Origin of the sequence: Vibrio sp. L5-1, from assembly GCF_021728315.1 — a bacterium.
Lineage (GTDB): Bacteria > Pseudomonadota > Gammaproteobacteria > Enterobacterales > Vibrionaceae > Vibrio > Vibrio splendidus_K.
The window spans coordinates 13,285-32,457 of record NZ_JAKKCQ010000001.1 but is presented as its reverse complement, the minus strand read 5'-3'; the positions used below and the strand labels follow the sequence as shown (position 1 = coordinate 32,457).

Here is a 19,173-nt window from a genome sequence, read left to right as displayed (position 1 = left end):
GGCTACGATTTAATTAATCACAGTACGAAAGGAATCCGTCAGTGAAAACATTCTATGTTTCAATTGTTGCGTCATCATCCTTTTTAACTGGCTCTGCACTTAGCCAAACCCATGAAATTTATCTCTACAATTGGGATGAGTTTTTATCTGATCGTGTTATTACTCAGTTACGCGATACTTACGATATTTCGCTGAAACAACAGTACTTCTCTGATGAGTCAATAAGAGATGAAGTTTTGTTGAGCGAACGTCGAGGCGCTTTTGAACTAGTTATTGTAGAAAGTGTAAAACTTAAAGCGTTAGCCGAACAAAATCTATTCCACAACCTCCAAGACTTGCAACAATCCATTGCAGGAAACTTCGATTCTAGATGGGTTGATGGATGTGGAGATTACGGTATCCCTTATGCTTGGGGGACATCAGGTATCTTGTATCGAAGCGATAAAGTTGCTACTCCCGAATCTTGGAATGCCATTCTTGATCCCGACACAAAAGCCAGTGGCAAAATAAGTATGTATTACGAACCAACAGATTTAGTGAGTACTGCACTGTTGGCACATCAATTTGATCCATTCACGAACAACGAACAAGAACTGCGCGTTGCGTATAAAACCCTACAAACACAAAAGCCGCATCTTGAAAGCAACGAATACGTTATCGACTACATACACCAGCCTGAACGCCTCTTAAACATTGACCTCGCCTACGGTTATTCAGGCGATAGCTATGCACTCAATGATGCCGATCCTGGTTCGTCTTGGGAATATGTCGTGCCTCAAGAAGGAACAACTTTGTGGCTAGAGTGTATCGCAGCAATTAACAACGGAGCCTTATCTTCACAAGCCACCACAATAATGACATTCTTATCTCAACCCAATATCGCCGCTCAAAACGCGATGGATTCATGGTTTGCAACCCCGAGTACAAAAGCAAAAGAGCTAACCTCTCAAGAGTATCAAAATGACCCTGAACTTTTTCCTAGTAAAGAGATATTAGATCGCAGCTACCTATATAAACAATTAGAACCTAATAGCATTCAAATTCGTAACCGTATTGTCGACAGTCTGAGATAATTGATGCCAGTATTGAAAAAGCTGTATTTCGTACTCATACCAACACTGCTATTTGTTTTTACGATAGCGGGAATGGTCACCTATAATTTCGCATCAAACCATGCGAAACACATGTACCTCGACAAAGTACAATCTGACGTTAACACTGCGTTAGTTGCAGCTGAGTATGAACAACTCGGTTTGTCTTTGTTAGTTAAAGATATCGGGTCGTCGTTACAATTTCTTCGCTACATTCAAAACCCTGGTGATTACACCACCCTGTCTCTCCTTGAAAAACGAGTACTGCGCGTAATAAACCAGAACCACGTTAGCCAATTTGGACAACGTAATATCTACATCATAGATCCCAAGTTTAAATTAACACTGTCTACATTGAGAGCCGACCCTTTCGAAGGGTTAAAAATTCCCGATAATATTTATGAAAAAATCTTCGACATATATACTTCATTGATAAATAAGAACGAACTATCAAACGAAGGTTTTTCTTATATCTCAGTCAGTGGTGAGCTTAGGTACGCTTATGTTGCTGCAATTGATCCTTATTTACTCCCTCAGGATAAACGTGCAAATAACAGTTTAAATCGATACATATTGATTGCCGACGGGCCCTTAAAGCAACTCTCTAGCTTGTTAATCAAATACAACGATGATGACAATATGCAGCTATTGATTGAACCTTCATCAGACGTTGCCAACATCGAAAATACTCAGTTCGTCATCAAGTCCATTGAACAAACTAACGAAAGCATCAATGTACAGATGACAAGCCGTCATCTCATTGCTCAAGTTAACATTCGCGAGAAAAAGTTTAATCATGAGAAAGCCATCATCGCCAAACAGACCCTACTTGGCTGCTTAGCTACTCTCTTTATAATCATGTTAATTGTCCACCTGGTTGTGCGATACCAACTTGTGCGCCCCCTCAAAGGCTTATTGCACGAGATATCTATCGGTGGGTTAAAGCTTCGTTATTTCAAGCGGTCGTCTGGGCAAAGTGAAATTGATGGCTTAAAGAACGCGTACATTGACTCGTTGACGGAATTAAAATTCGAGGCTGAGTTTGATCAACTCACTAAGTTAGCCAACCGACGTTCGTTCATACGTCACCTTGATGTACGTTTAAAAAGTTCAATGAACTCACGTTGCTATTTGGTTTGTTGGGATATCATCGATTTCAGAAAAATCAATGATTTATACGGTGCAAAAGTAGGTGATAATGTGCTAATTAGCCTAGCTAAAGCATTGAGAGAAACGCTACAGAACCAACAATCGTCTTTGGGCTTTAGTTGTAGTGATTATTCTCTTGCAAGGCTCGGGGGAAACCAGTTTATTGCCATATTGGAAATCGATGAACATCAATCGATAAGCGAAGAGATTGAGAACATCAACAACACACTGACCGGAACCACTTTCCTTGATTACTATGGATTTAGGCTCTCGGTTGCAACAGGCGTATTGCCTGTCGATACACCAAAATTTGAAGAGATTTGGCATCGATGTATTGATGAGATGTTGATCAATGCTAAGTCTCACAGTGATGGCGAAAGTCGCGTTATTTACGGCGAAGAGTTATTACACACATTAGAGAGACATGATGTCATCGAGAAAAGGCTTTTGGAATGTTGTGAAAGTGACAATTTTGAACTCCGTTTCATGCCTATTCTCAATGCCCAAACACTTCACATCGATGGCGCAGAGTGCCTTATCCGTTGCCCTGCTTTGTTTAGTATTAATGCCGGACCCGATGAATTCATTCCTGTCGCTGAAAAAAGTAATCTAATTTCAAAACTCGACATGTGGGTGATTAGTACCGCAATCAAGAGCTATAAAGAGCTGTCAGAGGTTCACAAGTACGAAGGTACCTTATCCATCAACATTTCAGCAATGGAGTTATATAACCGCAATTTTGCAAATAACATTCGTAAAGTTCTTGAACGATATCAAGTGCCTCCGGCCAAGATTATTATCGAAATTACGGAGACCAGTTATGTCAAAAGTACAAAACTTACGGTTCAAACTATTGAAAACCTCAGAGGCTTAGGACTAAAAGTGTCCCTCGATGATTTTGGTACTGGCTACACCGCATTTAATCAACTTCTCCACTACCCTGTGGATGAGTTAAAGGTGGATAAGAGTTTTATCGATAATATCGTAAACGACAAAGCCGGCCGCAAGATGGTCGAATCAATGATTAACTTAGGCCATTCTTGTGACACTTTAGTTGTCGGTGAGGGTGTGGAATCAATAGAGCAATATCGACATCTCAAAGAGGCGAATTGCGATTTGATACAAGGTTACTTATTCAGCCAACCATTAACATACCTTCAATTTATCGAGTTTGTTCGAGACCATAATCCTCAGGAAATCTTAGACCCTCAATCCACTGTAGATTCTAGACCTGACGAAAGAATTGTTTCTCTAACTCAGAAAAAATAACCTCAATACATCGCTTCATATTTTCGAACTCGTATTGGTTTCTACTATTATCCGCAGCGCAGAGAGTTCGCCATCTCATCCATCTCATCCATCTCATCCATCTCATCCATCTCATCCATCTCATCCATCTCATCCAAGATAAGGTCCAAAGTGAACAAATCAAATCTGACGTGGCTCTTATGGTGAAAATTAAACGAACGAAGAATCTAATTGAAGCGATATCAAGTAGTCGATAGAAACGTAAAGCGACTAAATAAAAGATTGGACACGAGCGATACATTGCTCAACCTAAACGCGGCTGAACGAAGAGGAACCGAGCAAAGCGATTAATGAATGGAACTGAATGGGGATAATGAACTAAACAGCTCAGGTAAACTCAATAATGCTCTCATATGAAAGAGCGTTAACCTTGCATGGTGGTGACCAACTCCATCATGTCTTTAGAACTTATATTTCTCTTATGTCTTACTACAGCGTCAATCATCAATTCTAAATTACCTGCCGAAATATAATCACTGAGCACCTCGTTAAATTTCTCCTGTATTTCACCACTCGCATGTAAGTGATCAGGGATAAAGAACAAAAACTGACTACCACTGCTACGAAACGAAATAGCACTTTCAGGGATCTTTGCCGTAAGAGACTTAGCGGCTGAACTCACGACTAAGTCGCCATATTCAAGCCCATACTTTTGATTAATCTCGCTAAGATTTCTGATTCGCACGAAGTACAGATCGAAGTTGTTGTCTCTCGAGTAATTATTTTTTACAAATTTCATTAGCGAGACTCTATTATGAAATCCTGTAATACAATCGGTCGAACGGAGTTTTCGTTTAGCGGAAAAATCGATATAAAAAATTGCTCCCGTCATCATCAATATTAAAACAAGAAACGCGCTACTGATTTGATGAACCATGACCAATTTGTCGACCATGGAGGTGTTTTCCTCTATCACTGGGCTTTGTAGGCGAAATTTTTCATTAATAAAGCCCACTAACGTGTGATAACAAATATCGATTTTTTTCTGTAACGACTCTTTAGGAAGGACGCCTTCGTTGACTAGCTTAATTGAAGACTCTAACGCCTTAAACTTTTCAAACTCTGTTGTAAAGTAAGGTCTAAAGTTGGCTGACTTAATGAAGTTAGACGATTCAGTGCTGTTTATTAAAATATCAAAACGACTCCAAGTAATATCGTACGCTAACCATAATTCATCATAATCGATGGTGTCAGAGCGACTGACCATCAAGAAGTTGGCGTATTCTTTTACTAACTGAAAAACGAACCACGTTGCTTCATTTTGTCGACTCGAAAAACTCTTATTGATGTCGTTAATACGCGTGACACTGTAGATATTTACGGCGAGCACCACCGCCGCTAAAGATAACACGACAATTTTAATGGCAGCCAATGACAGCAGCTTTTTCATAGTAATCCCTTACAAATGAATATCTCGTATCTGCCAAATCATCTTGGCATGGAAATCCGTATTGTTGATGCTTGGATTTGAAGAAAGTGGATAGATCAACCAATAAGGACCTTTATCTCTTACTGACATAAACTCACCATTTTGTTTGATAGCGATAATCGGATGATAATCATCAAAATCTTCTTTAGGTACGGTAATTTTATAATCGTTCAATGCCACAAACGTCACTTGCGACGATATTGGTAAATCAATGGTTTCAAGAATCGTTTGTAGCGTCACACCACTATAAACCGACTTACCATCAACCCAAGGTAGCAAAGTGGTGATTTCTTTTTGAGGCATTAAAAGAAGTTGGTCCCTACTTAACTCATGTTTTTGACCTAAGTGATCGAAAACCGTTAACTCTGAAGCGGCAAAATTGGAAAACGAAAAAAGCGAGAGGGCAAACAAAAGTACAGTTCTCATTCTAAACTCCATTTAAAAAGGTCACTAAATTCAGTCTAGCCTATATTGAGCATTTGACTTGCCTCGCTATTAGCTAATTGTTCAATCACATAACTTTCATGTTAATCATATAGCTTTCACGTTAATCGTATAGCTTTCACGTTAATCGTATAGCTTTCACATTAATTGAAGACTCTCCTCTGCTTTTTCATCAATACCGTATTCAAATCCGCAGTGCGACGCTTCTTACCCTTCAAACATTCTCTGTTTAACGATGTTTATTATCAATAACATTACTTTTCGAACCCGGTAAGTAATCCAATTGACCAGGTAAATACGTATCAAGTTGTAAATTTAATAATAAATATGGCTCAACAAGTAGCGGGAATGCTCAACGCTGCATAACCTTTAATCGAACGAATCTATATTTAGAGCCTTTCCAATAGCTTTCGTTCAGGTTGTCACAGCCAAGCAACACAGTTCTTAAACCAAAAATCGCTTGTTAACTTTAGAACCAAGGGAACCAGTAATGAGTTTAAATACACACAAGTTTAACCCCATAACCGCACTTTCCGTCCTTTTAATGACGCTCGTAACGCATCCAGTTTATGCAGAAGTCGACAATGAAAAATTCGAATTGGGAAAACAAAAAGCCAAGGTATGCATGACCTGTCATGGCGAAGATGGTATCTCGACACAAGATCCCTACCCTAACCTTCGAGGTCAGAAGGTCGGTTACCTCATTTCCTCTTTGAAAGATTACCAGACCAGAGAAAGAACCAGCGGTTTGGCGATACTTATGCAGCAACAAGCCGACACGCTTTCCGATCAAGACATCCGAGATATTTCGTATTTCTACTCTCAATTAGGTCACGAAGCACAAATGGGTAACGACTCTCAACTAGGCCACGAATCTCAATAAAGATGCACAGACCAGTATTAAAGAACAACTAAACGACGATTCAAAACTTTAGGCAAGGAGCCTTGCTATGGAACAAGTGACAACGCAATACAGCATTAAGGTCGTGAAATACTTCATCATCGCGTCCTTGGTGTGGGCTATTGTTGGTATGATCATCGGCGTGATCCTCGCCGCCCAGTTGTATTGGCCAGCGAACTGGTCATTGCGAACTGTTCAATAAAAGCCTGTCATGGATGGTATTTTGGGGTTGGCAATTCATTTTGTTGCTCGCGGTCGTCTCCTTACCCGCGGGCCACACCAGTTCAAAAGAGTATGCGGAGCTTGAATGGCCAATCGACTTAATGATTGTGTTGGTTTGGGTGCTGTATGCGGTGTTGTTTTTTGGCACCCTTGCCAAGCGGAAAGTGAGCCATATCTTCGTGGCTAACTGGTTCTTTGCTGCTTTCATCATCGTTGTTGCCATGATTTTCATTGTGAACAACCTCGCGATGCCGGTCTCGGCAATGAAGTCCTACTCTGTATTTGCGGGGGCTCAAGATGCGATTGTTCAGTGGTGGTGGGGACACAATGCCGTCGGTTTCTTGCTAACAGCAGGTGTGATTGGTATGAATTACTATTTCATACCCAAGGCAGCGGATCGACCTATCTACTCCTATCGTTTATCCGTGATTCACTTCTGGGGCTTAGTCGGCTTTTACACATGGGCCGGAACGCATCATTTAGTTTACTCTTCCGTTCCTATCTGGATTCAAAACATCGGAATCGTGATGTCATTGATCCTTTGGCTCCCTTCATGGGCTGGCGCATTCAATAGCGCAATGACCCTTCTACAAAACAAAGAAAAGCTAAAGTCCGACTACATTCTTTTATTCTTTTTCTCAGCGATTCTTTACTACTGTTTGGCAACATTCGAAGGGCCCCTGCTTGCTATCCGCTGGTTCAACATGGTGGCACACAACACCGAATGGATCATCGGCCACGTACATTCCGCAGCACTAGGCTGGGTTGGAATGTCAGGGATAGCGGTCTTTTACTATTTCATTCCGCGATTATGGGGCCAAACCGATCTTTGGTCGCGACGACTGATTAAATGGCACTTCTGGCTTGCTCATGCTGGCGTCGCCATTTACGCGATAGCACTTTGGGTCGCAGGCATCGGCGAAGGATATATGTGGCTCGCTCAAAACGAAAATGGCGAACTGATTTACAGTTTTGTTGAGGCTATGGACTTCAAAGCACCATGGTTATTCATGCGCTTCTTTGGTGGCTCACTGTTTGTACTTGGGCTGTTCTTAATGGCATTCAACTTGTACAAAACGGTTCGTATGCCCGCCGTACATGACGCTAAAAACACCGTTAATGAGGGGGTTTAAATGATGAGTAAAGACTTCACACATTCAATCGTCATTTTAATTTTGACTACGGTTGTCGTTGCCTCCTTCTCTCTGTTGGTTTGGGTAGTGCCTAGCATTGTCCGTGGAGACGATATTGCCAAAGGCAGCTTAGCAATGCCGCTCACACCTCTTGAGTTAGCAGGACGAGACATTTACATCAGTGAAGGCTGTCATGTGTGTCACACACAAATGGTTCGCCCTCTAGAGCCTGAAGTGAAACGTAATGGTCGTCCGAACAAAGAAGCAGACGATATCTATGAGTTTCCCAACTTGTGGGGTTCTAAGCGTACGGGGCCTGACCTCACTAACCTAGGTAGAAAGTATTCTGACCAATGGCATGCTATTCATCTAATTGACCCTCGAAAAGTCGTACCGACATCGATCATGCCCGCCTACCCTTGGTTATTTGAACAGACTCTGTCAGGTGACGACATAAGCGACAAAATGGAGACCCTCCGCATACTCGGCGTTCCTTATACTGACCAAGAAATCGGCGATGCCAGATTACAAGTAAGAGGAAAAACCAAAGGTGAAGCTCTGATCCGCTATCTACAAAGCCTTGGTAAAGATACGTCACAGGAGGTATCACAATGAGTGCATTTTGGAATCTATGGGCGGTAATTTTAACCTTAATCTTCTTCGTTCTTATGGTGTCTGTTATCGTTAAATATTGGCGTAGCAATCACCAAGCCGATCAAGACCACACCCTTGGTACTTTTGATGGCATTGAAGAAAAAGATGCGCCACCGCCAAAACTACTCTTTGTTAGCTATGCTATTGCCTTTCTATTGTCTGCTGGCTATTTGGTGCTCTACCCCGGGCTTGGTGAATGGGAAGGGTTAGTCGATTGGAAGCAAAGTGACGACAAACTCAGCTCACCCAGCACAACGTTAAACGAGCAATTCTCTCAAACAACGGAAACCACCCTCGAAGGATTGTCTGACATACCCGAAATAGTAAACAGCGGACAAATCTTGTTCCAAACTCACTGTGCGGCCTGTCACCGAGATAATGCTCAGGGACAAAAGCACTTCCCTAACCTCATTGACCAAGAATGGCTATATGGTGGTAGTGATGAAGCGATCATTCATTCGATCGCCAAAGGGCGAAATGGCGCGATGCCGGGTTGGAGCGAGATAATGCGCCCCGATGAAGTGGCTAAGGTTTCTTACTACTTAGCTTCGCTCAACCAACGCCATACCGATGTTCCAGAGGTGAAAGTCAAAGTTGGTAAAGAGCTGTTTGCAAAATACTGTTCATCTTGTCATGCCGATGGTTCTATCGCGAATCCGGCAATTGGCGTGCCTGATCTTTCAGATGATATCTGGCTGCACGGAGGGAGTATTGAAGAGATACAGCACACTATCAACAAAGGCTTGAACAACCTGATGCCTGCGTTTGATAAACAGCTTACGGAAAACGAGATACTCGCACTGGGTGCTTACATTCGACATGCGGGCTCAGAGCAGCAGCAAAGACTCGCGAACCTAGAAGCTCAGTCTGTTGAACGGGGTGAATACCTCGCTTATGCCGGTGACTGTGTCGCGTGTCATAGTGCCGAAGGTGGCGAACCTTTTGCTGGCGGCCTGCCGTTTGTGACCCCTTTCGGCACCGTATATTCAACCAATATTACACCCCATACAACGGAAGGTATTGGTACTTACGATTTTGATGATTTCCGAGCCGCGTTAGTTGCAGGTAAAGGTAAGAATGGTTACCTGTACCCTGCAATGCCTTACACCTCTTATCAATACCTCACCGACCAAGACATGCTCGACTTGTGGGAATACATGCGGTCAATCACCGCGGTACCTCGCCGCAATGACGACAACAGCATGATGTTCCCATCGAATATACGTCTAGGCCTGCTCGGGTGGAACATTGTGTTCATGGATACCGACCCGATTGACTATCAAGTGCCTGAAGAACTTAAAGCGGAAGTCGAAAACGTTGAGAAATGGCAACAAGGGAAATATTGGGTTGCTGGTCTTGGACACTGCTCTGAGTGCCACACCCCGCGAAATATTGCTCAAGCTCTGATACCCGAACGTATTTTCCAAGGTAACTTGATTGACGGTTGGAATGCGCCCGATATCACGGCCAACGAGCTGTATGTCGATGGTTGGGATGAAGCGACACTGACCGATTTCTTACACACGGGTCACTCAGACAAAGGGACTGCTTTTGCGGGCATGGCTGACGTAGTGAAAAACAGCCTAAGTTTGATGACGCGTGAAGATATAGAGTCGATGTCTTATTACCTACTCAGCGGTGACATCAACAACACCATTGCCAGTAACGCTGTTCCGTTACAGCCTAAAGGGTTTGATGAAGACTCTTACGCGACTGACATTTACACTACGTATCGCCAGACATGTGGAGCTTGTCATGGTGACGATGGTAAAGGACGAGACCCAATTGCCCCTACGCTATTGAATAACGGCATTATCATGCACAGCGACCCATTCAACACTATTGCGGTGACTGTGCGCGGCCTACAACCCACCTATCTCGACAAAGACAGAAACTTCATGCCAATGGCAAGCTTTGAAGATGTGCTGTCGGATCAAAGGTTGGCTGAGTTGATCACCTTCGTGCGATTGCACCTTGGAGATAGAGAGGAACCCGTCACAGCGGAACACGTAAGAGAGGTAAGAGAAACACTTGAAGCAGCAGGTTACGCTGGAGGATTACACACCACACCTGAGATGTACGAAAATCGAGATAAGAACATTAACATTCGCTAGGTTCTCGACGTATTCGAGTAGCTCAGCAAGTAATAAGTAAGTTTTATATTGATTAATAAACCCAAAGGAGACCAGTGCGTCTCCTTTTCTTTTTACCATAACCCGAGTTTTCTGACACTTTGCCGCACAACACAATTGTAACTAACTGATTACACAATTAAGCAGAGCTGCACATAATGCGATCAATCTCGCAGAACAAAGATGACACCAAGTGCATAATACGCAAAATTTTCTAAAGATGTACTAAGGACAGTTATGGATACAACTACACTCATCTACGATACGTTGGAAGGCCTGTCGAGCGCAAAGCCACAGCAACACGCTCAAATCCGCCAAAATCTATATAACCAATTAGATTTATCATTTGAGAAGCAGTTGGCTTTATATTCATCAGTTCTTGGTCCAGCAAGTGCTGGTAGATTGACCGACTTGGATAGTGCAGTGATGTCTGCACGCAAGATTGTTGGCTTAGAAAACAACTAAACAACCTTCAACCTATCTCAACTTTAACGCTGCCATTGTGCAGCGTTTTTTTATGGACGCTATTTACGATAAGGACGGTTGGTTACGATAAACGCCGTTAGTTACGATAAATACGGTTAGTTGCGATAAACGCGGTTAAGTAAGATAAGTGCAGTTAGGCCTGTTTTTCAAGTTACACGCATTCTCATTTGGTTAATCTTATGTTCCATTTTTAACAGGTGTGCAACCTCAACAATGGCGCTAATGTTAGTAGCACGTTAACCACACACCGAATGGAAGAATCATGAGAGTACTTATTGAATATACACAAACAGGCAAATACCGTGACCATGCGTGGGAAGCATTAACGATTCGATCAAAAGGCGAAATTCAAGCTGTGACTCCCTCTTATGCGGCTCAACTTATCGAACAGAACCGCGCCAGCTTATCGACTACTGAAAATCAAGATATCGTCATCCAACCATAATGAGTTTAGGAACTATCCCTCCCGGTTCTTAAACTCTATCGTTTCAGTTAGCTGTAGTTCTTAACATCACGGCTAGTAAAACACAGTTCGATGACATAAAAAAAACGCTGCACGGATGCAGCGTTTTCTTGTTTCTGGCGTACCTTATTTCTAACGTAGATAGCTTTTAACACAGATAGCTTCTGACGTAGATAGCCTTTAACGCAGATGGCCACTAACGTACATAGCTTTTTACGTAGATAACTTTTTAACGTAGATAGCCTCTAACGTAGACAGCTTCTAACGTAAATCGTCTAATTATTTTGGCAGGTTCTCTAACGCTTCAACCATCGTCATTAATTTATCTACAATTCTTTCGCCATCGACTCTCAAGCCATTGTGTTCATACTCGTTAGTAATCCACGCTTTTGAGTTTGGAATGTTCGCCAGCGTTTCGCGGCTGTAATCCAGCTCTACGTACATATCGTCAGCGTAAACTGCGCATGCCATTGGAACCGTATTCTTACTCAGCTGCTCTGCGTTGTACAAAGAGCCCCAGTCCGACTTCTCGGCCAACATGTTTGCCGCTTCACGTAATGGCTTCAGCGTTTCTAGTTGGTCGAACATCCATGGGTACACCATTTCTCCGGTAAACCAGAACTCGCTACCCGATTGGTAGTTAAAGTGGGGGTACTGCTCGCGTACTCGGTGTGCAGACCAGTTAGACGCTGCACCTTGGCAGTAAATCGATTCATGCAAAATAGCGTAGATTGGGTTCGTTAGGTAGCCCTGCTCTTGCTGCATTTGATTTAAGAAGCTGTAGCTCAACTGCTTGCTTCCGTTCACTTCAACAAACGCACTCTCCAGTGTGAAATACATTGGAAGGTTTGCTTCGCCGCCACCAAGATTAATACCGATCAACTGGAACTGTTCAACTGTAAATACCTGACCGTTTGGCAGCCTCACATCATTGTTAAGCAAATAATCAGAGATTTCACGACACATAGCTTGCGCTTGTGGGAACTGAGCAAAGAAAGCTCTGTTTTTGTCTTCTACACGCTTGTAAGTCGCACGATATACATCATCAGCTTCACGCTCAATAGACGGAATGCCGCCCGTTACATAGCAGCGCTGTAGGCGTTGTGGGAACAATGACAAATAGCTCAAGGTGCAGAAGCCACCAAAGCTTTGGCCAATCGTCGACCATTGCTTAACACCGAATTGCTCGCGAATCGCTTCGGCGTCACGAACAATGTTATCCGCTCTGAAATGCGTTAAATATTCGACTTGTTGCTCTGGCGATAAGTGCGCCAAAGTTTCATGGCTGATCACCGTGCTGTTGCCTGTGCCGCGTTGGTCAAGAAGCAGAACACGATAGTTTTGCAATGCACGCTTTAGCCAGCCTGATTGACCGCTTACTCGTGGAGAAGGAAAGCCTGGCCCACCTTGAAAATAGATCAACCACGGCAGTTCTTGTGCGTCTTTTGTAACATCAACCAGTTCACGTGCGAAGACTTGGATCTGTTGTCCATCTTTGGCTTGGTAATCGAGTGGCAACTCAAAAGAGTGCTGACGATACAGGGTGGTTCCATCAATAAAGTTAGCTTGCACGCTTCATTCCTTTTTTATCTGATTCTAAAGTCATCGGTACGAATAAAAACGGCGCCCTTTGGCACCTTTAGTTAGCAAGATACGCATACTAGCTTGTAAATGAAACCGTTTGTTTAACATGAATGTGAAGGTGCTTCGTTTAATTGTTCAATTACCTCTCAACGGGTAACAACGTGTGTCAAAACAGTCAATTTAGAAGGGATTTATCTAACGAAAGATCGAAAGAATAAAGTGAAGCAAACCAAAAGCGAGAGGCAAATAAAAAGAGCTTAACGAGGTGAGGATACGTTAAGCTCTTTGGTTTTATCTGTGTTGATAAACTAACTGGGTTATTTGTCGTTAATCTATCGAGAATCTATTCGTTCTAATAAATCTATCATATTTAGCGAATCTAGCGACTACGAAGCCGTTAATTCACCTGCACCTTGAGTCGAACGTTGGCTACTTTCGACAAGGATAGCCGTCGCAGTCTCTTTCAACGCGCCCCACTCTCCATCATCAACCTCAATGCCATCGTTCCACGCTTTCTCTTGAGTTTTAAAAAGCGCTTCTGATTCAATGTGTGTTTGGTAGCCATCTGACAAACGTTCGATATCGAAATCCTGGACGGAAAGCTCGATGGTCATATTGTGGATATGTTCGACCGATGCCAGTGGCAAATCTGATAAAAACAGTTCTGGTGCAACGCAACCACGATTAAGCACATACAAAGTGCTCTTAGGGCTAGAGCCGTTATCCCAACGTGCCATGCACGCGATGCCTTTCGCTGCCAGTTTTACAAGCTCACTATACGCCAACCAACGGTTGTGGCAGTTATTTAGCTCAATTTTCAGCGTCTTCTTACCAACCATTTTTTCAATCGAATAGTCCATAATCACAGGAAGATGACAGGCTAAGCTCGCCTTGTGTAGGTCAACTTCAACGGTATTATCGCTGCGCACTTGAATGTCTACAGGGCAATCGTCTTCAAGACCCATAAAGTTGCTCGCATTGTTAAAATGACGAACTCCATCCAAACCGACCATTTGTAAATCTGCCACCATGTTCGCTATCACATCAGCTTCACCACATGTACGACGCATACCCAGAAAGGCTTTATTAACGGCCGCTACCAGTTCATTGTGAGAAACGATCATAACGATTTACCTCCATGTTGAGCGTTGATATGTGTAGTAGCTTTTTGTGAGTCAGCGAGCTCCGCTTCACTTGGTGCTTCACTTGGTAAGACTGGGAACACCCATTCGTCCTGATGAATTTCATCAAGCAATGGCGCTCCTTGGAAAAACGTCACTCGTACCCAGCGATCTGAGCGAGGATCAAACTTAGTCGCACCAAACATTGCTAGCTTACAACGCAGCAAGTGCATTGGAGGCGAATCTTGGTGAAGCACATTCATTTGAATGTCGCCCATCGCTTTGTTACCTAGCGTCCACACTCGGCGTGCAATTGCACGGTGTTGCGGCTGTTTAACAAGGAATTCCGCCAATGAAAGCTCTGGCGCAAACTGCAATAAAGCATGGTACAAACGATAAGCTTGACGGCCAATATCCAACGGCAGTTCACGCTCTTCACCCAGCTCTTCACCTCGAACACCGAGCCTTGGCTCTTCTTTGTCTTGAGAGCGATACCAGAACCAGTAGTTGTTCTCTGCTTTCGTAAAGTCGGTCGTGATCGCCCAGCGATACTTCTCTTCTAGTACAACAAGAAGATCTTGAATCTTTTTGCCGCTAGGAAGCGACAGTGTTTCGCTGCAATTCATTTGCTCTTGATGGGCGTCCACTAATTCTGGGTACAATTCCATCAAGCATGAGATAAGGATTTCTTGGGCTTCCATACTCATGTGCTTAGATTGTTCGACTAACTGTGCCCATGTATCGCACAGGCTGACAGAAGCTTCTAATGATTGTTCTGTGTTCTTCAAGTCATCAACAGCAGCTTTGTTGAGCTCTTGCTGTGTTTCATTGATGGTAACGACTTGTTCTAAATGACAAATCGCTTTTTTAACTAAGGTACGTAGTGGCTCGATCAACGCCGTATCAGTCTGACTGGACAGCACGTCCGCCAATGCCTGTTCACGGGTTGTCATCCACTGATCGACAATACTAGGGTGGTTAATCAGGTATGGCGCCATACCTAAACCAGTCGCATTACCAACACCAAGGTAACGTTGTAATCCTCGATGCAAGGTAATCGCTTGCTCACCGCCCTGTTGTTCGGCTAGGTAATGAACCCAATCTAGGCTGAACTCACGTAGCATATAAACTGCACACATTTGCGCACTAAATGACTGATTAAAATCTTCATTTTTCTCTAAGATTTTAAAGTCTGCAATGCCAAATTTGCCATTGCCATAAACGGCAGTGGTTCTTAGGATGTAGCCTACTTCAGCGAGTTCTTTTGGCGTTGGTTGAACACCTTTCGCCAAGTGACTCACGATGTGTTCAAACACACGTACACTTTTGTTTGCACGCGCTAAAACAAGTACGTTATTTGGATTACGGCCGGCTTCTTGAAGCGGTACATTCGCACGAAGTCTTTCAAGTAGGGTGACATCAACATCACCAAGAACAAGCGCAAACGTTACGTCCCACTTTTCAGCAATTACACGGTCATTTCGTTCGTCATCTGCAATTTCATCGCAAAAAACAACCAAATGATAAACATGGTTTGGCGTCGCTAGTTTATAGATAACATGACCAAAACCCTGAGCGTCTAATTGCCATTCATGTTTCGTCACTTTCCATTCTTGCTGCGCCATTTTACGAATCAGAGTTCTTACAAAGCTGATACGTGTTTGGTGCATCGCACCTAGCCTTTCCGGTGCCATGACGACCGTTGCGTCACGTAATGCTGATTCAGTGTAGGTAGAACGATGTGCATCCATTTTGCTCACCACCTTATAGTTATAGGATTTTGCTAGCCATTCAGAACCGATCGTTGCCGTCATTTGAAGCATTCGTTATTACTGTATGCTGGTTAGCTTTCACGTTATGTGGGGCAAGCGAGCTCGCCCCTTATTATTTGTCCTGACTAGATCGATTGACCTAAATACGTTGCCGTCCGGTGTATCTTCACCAGTACGGTTTTGCTGTTCCTTTCGGAATTTTTGCATCAGCCTTCTTTCGAAGGCTGATTTGTTCTTATTTAATCAGTTTCTTGTTTTACAGAGCTCTTGTCTTACAGAGCCCTTTTCTTTACAAAATCTGCTCTTTAAAAAACCTGTTCTTTAAAAACCTTGTTCTTTCGCCATCTTGATTGCGATTTGAGGCGCATTCCAAAGCGATGGCAGTAAGATTATGGACACCGGAACCGCTGTGATTACAATGAACGATTGCAGCGCAGAGATTCCGCCTGAACCTAGGGAAATCAGAATCAATGCTGTTACCCCCATCATCACACCCCAGAAAGTACGAATAATTGCGTTAGGCTCTGTCTCACCACTGACTACCACACTGATGGTGTAAGTCATCGAGTCACCGGTCGTTACGATGAAGATCGTCGTCAAGATCAAGAACAGAATAGAGATAAGCATTGGCATTGGTAATTGCTGAGTTACTGCCAGTAGCGCGCCAGGTAAATTAAAGCCTTCGAACGCTTTACTTACGCTGCCTGGGTCTGCAATTTCAAACGCTAGACCAGAACCACCAACAATGGTGAACCAGAAACATGTTACAAACGGCGCAATAAGACTGATGGTTGATACCAACTGGCGAATACTACGACCACGTGAAATACGTGCGATGAAGATTGCCATCATTGGGCCGTAACCTAAGAACCAACCCCAGAAGAATACTGTCCACCAGCTCAACCAACCTTCGTCACCACGGTATGTTGCCATTGGGATGAAGTTATCTATCATGCTGCCTACACCTTGGATGTAGCCATTGAAAATGAAGTTTGTTGGGCCGAAGATCAGGATGTAGACCATCAATGCCATGGCTAAAATTACGTTGTAACGGCTTAGCATTTGCATCCCGCGGTTAAGACCACTTAATGCAGACAATGTGTAAAGAACGATAGCGAACAAGATGATGATCAGCTGTGTCGTGAAGCCATCTGGGATACCAAACAGTTCGTTCAATGCGTAGCTCACTTGCAAGCCCAAGAAACCGATCGGACCGATGGTGCCCGCTGCTACTGCAACAATACAACATGCATCAATCAGTGCGCCGGTATGACCTTTCAGTGCTCTTTCGCCTAAAACTGGGTATAGCAAAATACGAGGCTTAAGAGGCAAGCCTTTGTCGTAGTGAAGGTGCATAACCACAATAGACGTTAAGCTACCAACGATTGCCCATGCGAGAAAACCCCAGTGCATAAACGATTGTGATAATGCGTTTACTGCGCCTTGTTGTGCGTTTTCTTGTGCGCCATACAACGGTGGAGGACTCACATAGTGTGCGATAGGCTCTGCTGCCGCCCAAAACACACCGCCACCCGCAAGTAACGTACAAAAGATGATCGCCATCCAACGGAAGCCATCCATCTCAGGCTTATCGATGCCACCTAGGATAACCTTGCCTGTTCGCCCTGCCGCTAGGCCAAGACCAATAAGAAAAGTCAGAAGAAGAAGCATTTGCCAATATGGGCCGAACACTTTTACAGACCATGCAAAGCCGGTATTTACTAGGGTAGACAGCAGCTCGCCATCAAACAAAGCAAGTGCTACAAACAGAGCAATAAAGCCGCCGCTGTACCAAAGTGCTGGGTTAGTTAGTCCTAATTTATCTGAGGCAGACTCAGACTGTGTATTTTTACTTGCTGTGTTTGCTTGACCCGCATTTACATTTGAAGATTTCACGCTATTGGTTAAATCAGACATACTCTGACTCCAGAGGTTTCTTTGCAGCCGTCATTAAAATGATGACTACAAGAGGTGTATTTAACACCTGCCCTATTGTTTTTGTGTTGGGCAGGCTAATCCATGTTTGGGTTACCGCGTTGCGAAATAGACCGTTGTTCCTTTTGTATAATTGATATTCTTTTCAATGCTGTTCAAAAAAGCGGTTACTTTTTGCTTTGAGGCTCTAAGCCGTCTTTCAAAAAGTTAAACCAGTTATCGCCTAATACTTGCCCAGTTTCAGACTCACTGAAACCGTGACGCATCAATCCGTTATAGATATTTTCCATACCAGAACTCCCACAGAACCAAGGCAGTGAATCTGGCCAGCCTGAGTTATTCGCAGAACCTTCACCGTAGTCCATAGCCTTCGACCAGCGACCATTTCGCATCCACTCAAGAACGGCTTGAGGTTGGTTTAAGCATAGGTCACTACCAATACCTAGGTGTTCTACGCCGACCATGTCAGCAGTCGTTGCAACCATTTGGCAGAAATCTTCCAACGTACATTGGCTGCCGTTTGGTAGGTGGAATGGGTATAAGCTGAATCCGATTAAGCCACCGCGTGCGGTTAGGGCTTTAATCACATCGTTTGATTTGTTTCTTAGTGCATCATGAGCAAACGTCGGGTTCGCATGGCTGATACAAATAGGACGAGAAGACAGGTCTATCGCCTCAAGTGTTGAACGTTCAGCACTATGAGACATATCGATGATCATACCTACTCGGTTCATCTCTTCGATCGCTTGCTTACCGAAGCGCGTGATACCTGTGTCGTTCTGCTCATAACAACCCGTCGCCAATAAGCTCTGGTTGTTGTAAGTCAGCTGCATGATCAAAAGACCCTGCTGACGCATCACTTCGATAAGACCAATCTCATCATCGATTGGCGAACAGTTTTGAGCACCTAGAAAAATGCCGACTTTGCCTGTCGCTTTTGCAGTTTCAACATCAGCCATTGAATGTATCGGCATAATAATGTCTGCATTCTGCTCGAATCTTAAGTTCCACTCAGCAAAACGAGATAAAGTTTCACGAGCTGTCTCGTGATAAACCGCGGTAGCGTGAACTGCTGTAATGCCGCTCGCCTTTAGTGTTTGGAAATATTCTCTGTTCCAATTGCAGTATTGCAATCCATCTATAACAATCCGTTGCTGGTACATAACCACTCCTATTGAAAGCTCAGTGTTCTAGCTCGGTTTTGAAAACACGCTCAAATAACATGTTTTCAAAAATGGGTTAAATCACTTACTGGGTGCTCAGTCTTTGAAATCTATATTTGATTGAGCTTGATTGAGTTTTGATGTTGGCCTGACTCGATGAATCAGGCCAATTCGATAGCTGGATAG

General features: G+C 43.5%; 14 protein-coding genes and 1 pseudogene. 8 read left to right on the top strand and 7 right to left on the bottom strand.

Features of this window, described 5'->3' with window-relative positions:
* Window positions 1–41: 41 nt before the first annotated feature.
* Together L3V35_RS00145 and L3V35_RS00140 are read left to right on the top strand one after the other, a co-directional pair.
* Window positions 42–1,073 (top strand): extracellular solute-binding protein, encoded by a 1,032-nt coding sequence (locus tag L3V35_RS00145; protein ID WP_171314516.1) that lies wholly within the window; start codon window positions 42–44, stop codon window positions 1,071–1,073.
* A 3-nt stretch (window positions 1,074–1,076) separates the two neighbouring features.
* Complete coding sequence (locus L3V35_RS00140; RefSeq protein ID WP_237298053.1) at window positions 1,077–3,509, top strand: bifunctional diguanylate cyclase/phosphodiesterase; 2,433 nt, start codon at window positions 1,077–1,079, stop codon at window positions 3,507–3,509.
* Window positions 3,510–3,912: 403 nt separating this feature from the next.
* On the opposite strand, the gene L3V35_RS00135 is transcribed toward L3V35_RS00140, so the two are convergent.
* Window positions 3,913–4,938 (bottom strand): diguanylate cyclase, encoded by a 1,026-nt coding sequence (locus L3V35_RS00135; protein WP_237298052.1) that lies wholly within the window; start codon window positions 4,936–4,938, stop codon window positions 3,913–3,915.
* A gap of 9 nt (window positions 4,939–4,947) precedes the next feature.
* Complete coding sequence (locus L3V35_RS00130) at window positions 4,948–5,403, bottom strand: hypothetical protein (protein WP_065206011.1); 456 nt, start codon at window positions 5,401–5,403, stop codon at window positions 4,948–4,950.
* A gap of 508 nt (window positions 5,404–5,911) precedes the next feature.
* Between L3V35_RS00130 and L3V35_RS00125 the strand changes: the two genes are divergently transcribed.
* The 6 genes and pseudogenes from L3V35_RS00125 (at window position 5,912) to L3V35_RS00100 (ending at window position 11,394) form a co-directional block, all read left to right on the top strand.
* Window positions 5,912–6,304, top strand: coding sequence for a cytochrome c (locus L3V35_RS00125; protein ID WP_237298051.1), 393 nt, complete (start codon window positions 5,912–5,914; stop codon window positions 6,302–6,304).
* Window positions 6,305–6,371: 67 nt separating this feature from the next.
* Window positions 6,372–7,677 (top strand): annotated as a pseudogene (locus L3V35_RS00120) (cbb3-type cytochrome c oxidase subunit I).
* Window positions 7,678–8,292 (top strand): cbb3-type cytochrome c oxidase subunit II, encoded by a 615-nt coding sequence (locus tag L3V35_RS00115; protein WP_017098968.1) that lies wholly within the window; start codon window positions 7,678–7,680, stop codon window positions 8,290–8,292.
* The gene (locus tag L3V35_RS00110; RefSeq protein WP_237298050.1) at window positions 8,289–10,445 is read left to right on the top strand and encodes a c-type cytochrome; all 2,157 of its coding nucleotides are present in this window, start codon (window positions 8,289–8,291) and stop codon (window positions 10,443–10,445) included. Before L3V35_RS00115 ends, L3V35_RS00110 begins: the two co-directional genes overlap by 4 nt.
* A 255-nt stretch (window positions 10,446–10,700) precedes the next feature.
* Window positions 10,701–10,928, top strand: coding sequence for a PAS factor family protein (locus L3V35_RS00105; RefSeq protein WP_048613371.1), 228 nt, complete (start codon window positions 10,701–10,703; stop codon window positions 10,926–10,928).
* Between the two features lie 283 nt (window positions 10,929–11,211).
* On the top strand, window positions 11,212–11,394 hold the full coding sequence (locus L3V35_RS00100) for a hypothetical protein (RefSeq protein ID WP_004730424.1): 183 nt from the start codon (window positions 11,212–11,214) through the stop codon (window positions 11,392–11,394).
* Between the two features lie 297 nt (window positions 11,395–11,691).
* Here the strand turns inward: L3V35_RS00100 and L3V35_RS00095 are convergent, their stop codons facing one another.
* The 5 genes from L3V35_RS00095 to L3V35_RS00075 form a co-directional block, all read right to left on the bottom strand.
* Window positions 11,692–12,984 carry an alpha/beta fold hydrolase gene (locus L3V35_RS00095; RefSeq protein ID WP_171314522.1) on the bottom strand — a complete coding sequence of 431 codons (1,293 nt, stop codon included), beginning with the start codon at window positions 12,982–12,984 and terminating at the stop codon, window positions 11,692–11,694.
* Between the two features lie 398 nt (window positions 12,985–13,382).
* Window positions 13,383–14,120, bottom strand: coding sequence for a DUF3726 domain-containing protein (locus L3V35_RS00090; RefSeq protein WP_065206005.1), 738 nt, complete (start codon window positions 14,118–14,120; stop codon window positions 13,383–13,385).
* On the bottom strand, window positions 14,117–15,931 hold the full coding sequence (locus L3V35_RS00085; protein WP_237298049.1) for a hypothetical protein: 1,815 nt from the start codon (window positions 15,929–15,931) through the stop codon (window positions 14,117–14,119). The genes L3V35_RS00090 and L3V35_RS00085 overlap by 4 nt, the downstream gene beginning before the upstream one ends.
* A gap of 279 nt (window positions 15,932–16,210) precedes the next feature.
* Complete coding sequence (locus tag L3V35_RS00080; RefSeq protein WP_237298048.1) at window positions 16,211–17,806, bottom strand: BCCT family transporter; 1,596 nt, start codon at window positions 17,804–17,806, stop codon at window positions 16,211–16,213.
* 185 nt (window positions 17,807–17,991) lie between these two features.
* Complete coding sequence (locus L3V35_RS00075; RefSeq protein ID WP_145565451.1) at window positions 17,992–18,987, bottom strand: membrane dipeptidase; 996 nt, start codon at window positions 18,985–18,987, stop codon at window positions 17,992–17,994.
* Window positions 18,988–19,173 lie beyond the last annotated feature (186 nt).